Source organism: Methylobacterium sp. WL19 (assembly GCF_008040005.1).
GTDB lineage: Bacteria > Pseudomonadota > Alphaproteobacteria > Rhizobiales > Beijerinckiaceae > Methylobacterium > Methylobacterium bullatum.
The window spans coordinates 1-4,751 of the sequence record NZ_VRVC01000215.1 but is presented as its reverse complement, the minus strand read 5'-3'; the positions used below and the strand labels follow the sequence as shown (position 1 = coordinate 4,751).

Genomic DNA, 4,751 nt, shown 5'->3' with positions numbered 1-4,751 from the left:
GCGCCGACCCCTGGGCCCCGACGGTAGCCATAGCCCCGGCCGTAACCGCGGCGGTACCCGTATCCACGACGGAAGCCGTGGTGCCGATGCCCGAAGCGCCGGTACTGGACGTAGCTCGTCGGCAGGGCGCCGGCCGAGAGCGCCTCGACCGGCGAGGCGGCGGGACCGGCCGATGCCGGCTGGCCGAGAAGGCACGCGGCGACCGCGGCGGCAAGGGTGAGGGAAAGCTTCATGGCGAGGGTTCCTGAACGTTGGGCGACGCCGGATCGGGCCCAGGGGCCGTGGGCATCGCAGTTCGGTCGGCGGACGGTCCCGGGACACTGTCCGCATCGGACTTGAAGGGAGTGAACACACGTTGCCGCTGCCCGTTCCGGCCGACGAGGCCGGACACGTTGCTTGACCTTCCCACGCTTGGAAGCCCCAACCCGTTGATCGGTTGCCCTGCGCGCATCCAGGGAAGCCTGTGCAGGGCTCCCGCGTTGTTCGACCATACGCCCCCCGAAGCACATGTCCCTCAGGAAGGATTCCTCGATGCTGGACACCACTCGCAGAGCCGTCGTCCATCGCATGGTGATGGAGAAGCACGTCTGTCCCTTTGGGCTGAAGACCAAGGACCTGCTCGAACGCGAGGGCTTCCAGGTCGAGGACCACTGGCTCACGACGCGTGAGGAAACAGACCGCTTCAAGGCCGAGCACGGCGTCAAGACGACGCCGCAGACCTTCATCGGAGGCGAGCGCATCGGTGGCTACGACGAGCTCCGCCGCCACTTCGGCAAGCCCGTCGCCGATCCGGAGGCCACGAGCTACACGCCCGTGATCGCCGTCTTCGCCATGACCGCCCTGATGGCGCTGGCGGCGAGCTTCGCGGCATTCGGCACGCCGCTGACCATGCGGGCCGCCGAATGGTTCATCGCCTTCAGCATGTGCGTGCTCGCCATCCTCAAGCTGCAGGACGTCGAAAGCTTCTCCTCGATGTTCCTCGGCTACGATCTCCTGGCCCGGCGTTGGGTCCGCTACGCCTACGCCTACCCGTTCTGCGAGGCTTTGGCCGGTATCCTGATGATCGCCGGAGCCCTGAACTGGCTCTCGATCCCCGTCGCCCTGTTCATCGGCACGGTCGGTGCCGTCTCGGTGTTCAAGGCGGTCTACGTCGACAAGCGGGAGATCAAGTGCGCTTGCGTCGGCGGATCGGCCAACGTGCCGCTCGGCTTCGTCTCGCTGACCGAAAACCTGATGATGGTCGGCATGGCCCTTTGGATGCTGGTCCGGTCCTGACGGCCCTCGCGGTCAGGGCACGACCTGGAAGGGCTTGCTGTTCAGCTTGATGGCGTCTCCGTTCCGCAGGACGAACACAAGACGGGTACCGCCCAAACGCTCTGGCACCTTCACGTCAGCTTCCAGCGTGCCCTTGTCGGAGGTGCGGCCGGACTGCAGGACCTGGAAGGCCGTGTTGGGTGCGCCAACACCGATCATGAGCGCCTCCGACTTCGGCAGGCCCGTGGCGGACAGGGTTACCGTCGAGCCGGCCGGACCCTGGTCCGGCGTGAGGGTCACGCTCGGCGTGTCCGCTTCGTCGCCAAGGCCAAACCGTTGGCCAAGCCCCTGTAACCGGCTCTTAAGATCGGGGTTCTTGTCGAGCAGGTCCTGTGCCGAGGACCCGACCTGCCCGGCGATGCGGCCGACGGCATCGTTAGCTTCCCGCCCGAAATGATTGAGGCGGTCGCCGAGACGCTGGCCCTGGCCGTTGTCCGACCGCAGGCGCAGGGTGGTGCCGACTTGCAGGTCGCCAGACCCGTCGACGGACGGATTTGCGGCCAGGAGCGCGCTTTCCGATACGTCGCAGCGGTTCGCGATCCGGCTCAGGGTATCCTCGGGCTGGACCTGCGCCGTCCCGTTCGCGCAAGGCGCCTCCTGAGCGAAGCCGGGGTCGCCCGTCAGCACGCCTATTCCGCCGAGGAGGGACAGCACGGCCAGGCGTAGGATCCGACGTTCCACACCCATCTCCCGACTGCCTCCGATGCCTTCCGCAACGTGGCGAACGACGGGCCGTTCCGTCGTCAGGATCCAATGATATGGCCGAGGGGTTTCAAGGGATCGACGCGGTCCGACACGATCTTCATCATCGCCAGCAGCGGAACCGCGAGCAAGGCGCCCGGGATGCCCCAAATCATATGCCAGAAGAAAAGCGAGGCGATGACCAGGACTGGGTTGAGTGTGAAGCGCTTGGCCAGGAGCATCGGCGTGATGACCTCGCCTTCTACGACGTGGATCAGCATGTAAAGACCCGCGGGCAGGAGCGCGAACCATGGCCAGTCCAGGCTGAGCACGCCCACGACGAAGAAGATCACGATGCCGGCCAGGGGTCCGAGGATCGGGATGAAGTTCAGGAGGAACGCCGTCGCTCCCCAGAGCAGCGGCGTGTCCAGGCCGCAGGCCCACATGGCAAGACCCGTCACCACGCCGACGAGGGCGTTCATGATCGTGATGGTGACGAGGTACCCCGTGATGTTGGTCTCGATCTCCTGTGCGATCGCCACCGCCTGACGCTTGTTGGAGAAGGTCGGCAGCACCTCGACGAACCCGCGCAACAGGCGGTCACCCGAGGCGAGAAGGAAGAAGAGCAGGACCATCGTCGTGAAGAAGCGCGACAGGATGGCGGCGGTGCTGCTCATCAGGTTGCCCGCCAGCGTCGAGGCGGGCTTTGCGGTGACGATCTCGCCCGCGCCCTCGTGCCTGTTGGCCGCGGCGATGTTCTCCAGGGCCTGAAGGCCTTGCTGCAGTACGTCCAGGGGACGGCGCAGCGCTTCGACCCTTTCCCTCAAAAGCGGAAGACTCTCGGGCGCGCGCTGGATCCAGCCCGACGCGGGTATGGAAGCCGTGAAGCCGACTCCGGCGATGGCCCCGAACACCACCAGAATGAGAAGTGCCGCGGCGAGCGCCTTCGGCAATCGAAGCTGCTTGTGCAGCACCCGCATGGCCGGCGCGAGCAGGAGTTTCAGGACGAGTGCGAGGACGATGGGCAAGATGAGTTCCTGGCCGACGTAGAGGGTGTAGACCACCGCAAGGAGGCTCAGCACCAGGATCCCGGCGGAGCGAACGCCCCGCGGGACGGCTTCCCCCTTGGCGACGGCGTCACGCGCCTCACGCTCCCGGCGCTCCTCCGTCCCACCATCGGCAGGCGACGGCTGGACCGCACCTTGTTCCCGCGTGATCGCCACACCCTCCTCCTGCATTCCTCGTTCGACGACAACGGAGGGCAGGACTGGATGATCCGAACCCGGGCGGAGCCCATGTGCAGCCATGGTCGCGACGGGCGCCGCCCGTCGCCAACTCGATGGAAGCGGTCCCTACCGTCTCCGTACCGATGGCACGGACCGCCCTTCCGTGGTTCGGCCTCAAGCGAGGTCGAGAAGACCCGGGATCAACCCTGCTGGCCTTCTAAGGAGACGAGGTCCGGCCCAGGGCGCGATGCCGCTCCTGAAAGCTTGCCGAGCGCCGCTCGGTCGAAGCTCGGACCGTGCTCCGGGGCCGCCTCGGCGGTAGCGTTCATCGCCGGCGTCGCGCCCGTGACCGCCCAATTTCGCGGTTCGGATACGTCGCCCGCCTTGTGAGCCGCGACGGCTAGCATGGAGGCGCAGATGACGGTGGCGGTCAGGAGCGTGGTCAGGAACCTCATTCCCGACAACGAACGGCCAAGCTCCCCCGTTCCGCGTGATCCTAGTACACGCCCTCGTCCGGGATGTTCAGCGTCAGGCCGCAGGCCTTGCAGTGGACCGCGTCCGGCTCGTGCCGCTGCAGCCCGCAGGTCGGGCAGGGGAAGCGAACCTTATTTGGGCGGAACAGCACTTGGGCAAGACGCAGGAACAGCGTCACCCCGCAGATCATCACCACCACCGAGATCAGGCGCCCGCCCGTCCCGTGGAGCGTCACGTCGCCGTAGCCCGTGGTCGTCAGCGAGGTGACCGTGAAGTAGAGCGCGTCGACGTAGTTGCCGATGGCCGGGTTCCGCCCGTGCTGCGTCGCGTAGACGATGCCCGTCATCACGAAGACGAACACCGCGAGGTTCACCGCCGCGACGACGACCTCCTCGTTGCGCCGGAAGAACGAGAAATCTGAGCGCAGGCGTTCGAGCACCTGGTAGGTGCGCAGGAAGCGCAGCGTCCGGAAGATGCGCAGGAAACCCGCCCCTCGCCGACGATGGGCGCCAGGAACGAGGCGATGGCCGCGACGTCGGCCCAGGTCGTCGGGCGCAGGAACTCGCGGGCCGGCCTTGGGCAGATCGCGAGCCGCGACAGGAAGTCGGCGGTCACCGCGATCCCGATCAGGACGTCGACACCCTCAACGAGCGGCTCGCGCGGCATGAACGAGGACACGACGATGAACATCAAGGTCGCGAGATCGAAGGCGAGCAGGCCATAGCGAAAACGGTACGCCCGGTCGTCGTCGCCCTCGTAGAGTTCCCTCAGCGTGCCTGTCAGTCGAGCCATGGTCCGGTGCGTTACCCCCCGTTCCCAGACGTTCCGCGTGAGCGAACGTTCCGATCATCCAGGCCGGCGATCCGGGGCCTCCCCACCTTCCTCAAGCCGGTCCAGCCTCTCGCGCAACCGTCCCGTCTCCGCCTCCGCCACGTCGAGCCGTGCCAGGGCCTCGTCCAGGATCTCGTCCGACGCCCGCATCCGCGCGGCAAGCGCCTCGCGCTCCCCCACCAAAAGCTCCGCCGCCTCCGCCTGCGCCGCCGCCCAGAGCCCGCC

4 protein-coding genes and 3 pseudogenes are annotated in these 4,751 nt (G+C 67.1%); 1 reads left to right on the top strand and 6 read right to left on the bottom strand.

Translation table 11 applies throughout. The annotated features are described in order from the left end of the window. A pseudogene (locus FV220_RS24140) lies at positions 1–233 on the bottom strand (hypothetical protein); the annotation flags it as partial. Between the two features lie 298 nt (positions 234–531). Between FV220_RS24140 and FV220_RS24135 the strand changes: the two are divergent. Continuing rightward, the gene (locus FV220_RS24135) at positions 532–1,275 is read left to right on the top strand and encodes a glutaredoxin family protein (RefSeq protein ID WP_147833489.1); all 744 of its coding nucleotides are present in this window, start codon (positions 532–534) and stop codon (positions 1,273–1,275) included. Between the two features lie 12 nt (positions 1,276–1,287). Here the strand turns inward: FV220_RS24135 and FV220_RS24130 are convergent, their stop codons facing one another. The 5 genes and pseudogenes from FV220_RS24130 to FV220_RS25685 all read right to left on the bottom strand — a co-directional run. Further along, positions 1,288–1,968, bottom strand: coding sequence for a LysM domain-containing protein (locus FV220_RS24130; RefSeq protein WP_187273527.1), 681 nt, complete (start codon positions 1,966–1,968; stop codon positions 1,288–1,290). A gap of 89 nt (positions 1,969–2,057) precedes the next feature. After that, positions 2,058–3,218, bottom strand: coding sequence for an AI-2E family transporter (locus FV220_RS24125; RefSeq protein WP_147833487.1), 1,161 nt, complete (start codon positions 3,216–3,218; stop codon positions 2,058–2,060). Positions 3,219–3,421: 203 nt separating this feature from the next. Next, positions 3,422–3,676: a hypothetical protein gene (locus tag FV220_RS24120; protein ID WP_147833486.1), complete on the bottom strand. Its 255-nt coding sequence runs from the start codon at positions 3,674–3,676 to the stop codon at positions 3,422–3,424. Positions 3,677–3,717: 41 nt separating this feature from the next. After that, a pseudogene (locus FV220_RS24115) lies at positions 3,718–4,487 on the bottom strand (ion channel). A 54-nt stretch (positions 4,488–4,541) separates the two neighbouring features. Beyond that, a pseudogene (locus FV220_RS25685) lies at positions 4,542–4,751 on the bottom strand (hypothetical protein); the annotation flags it as partial.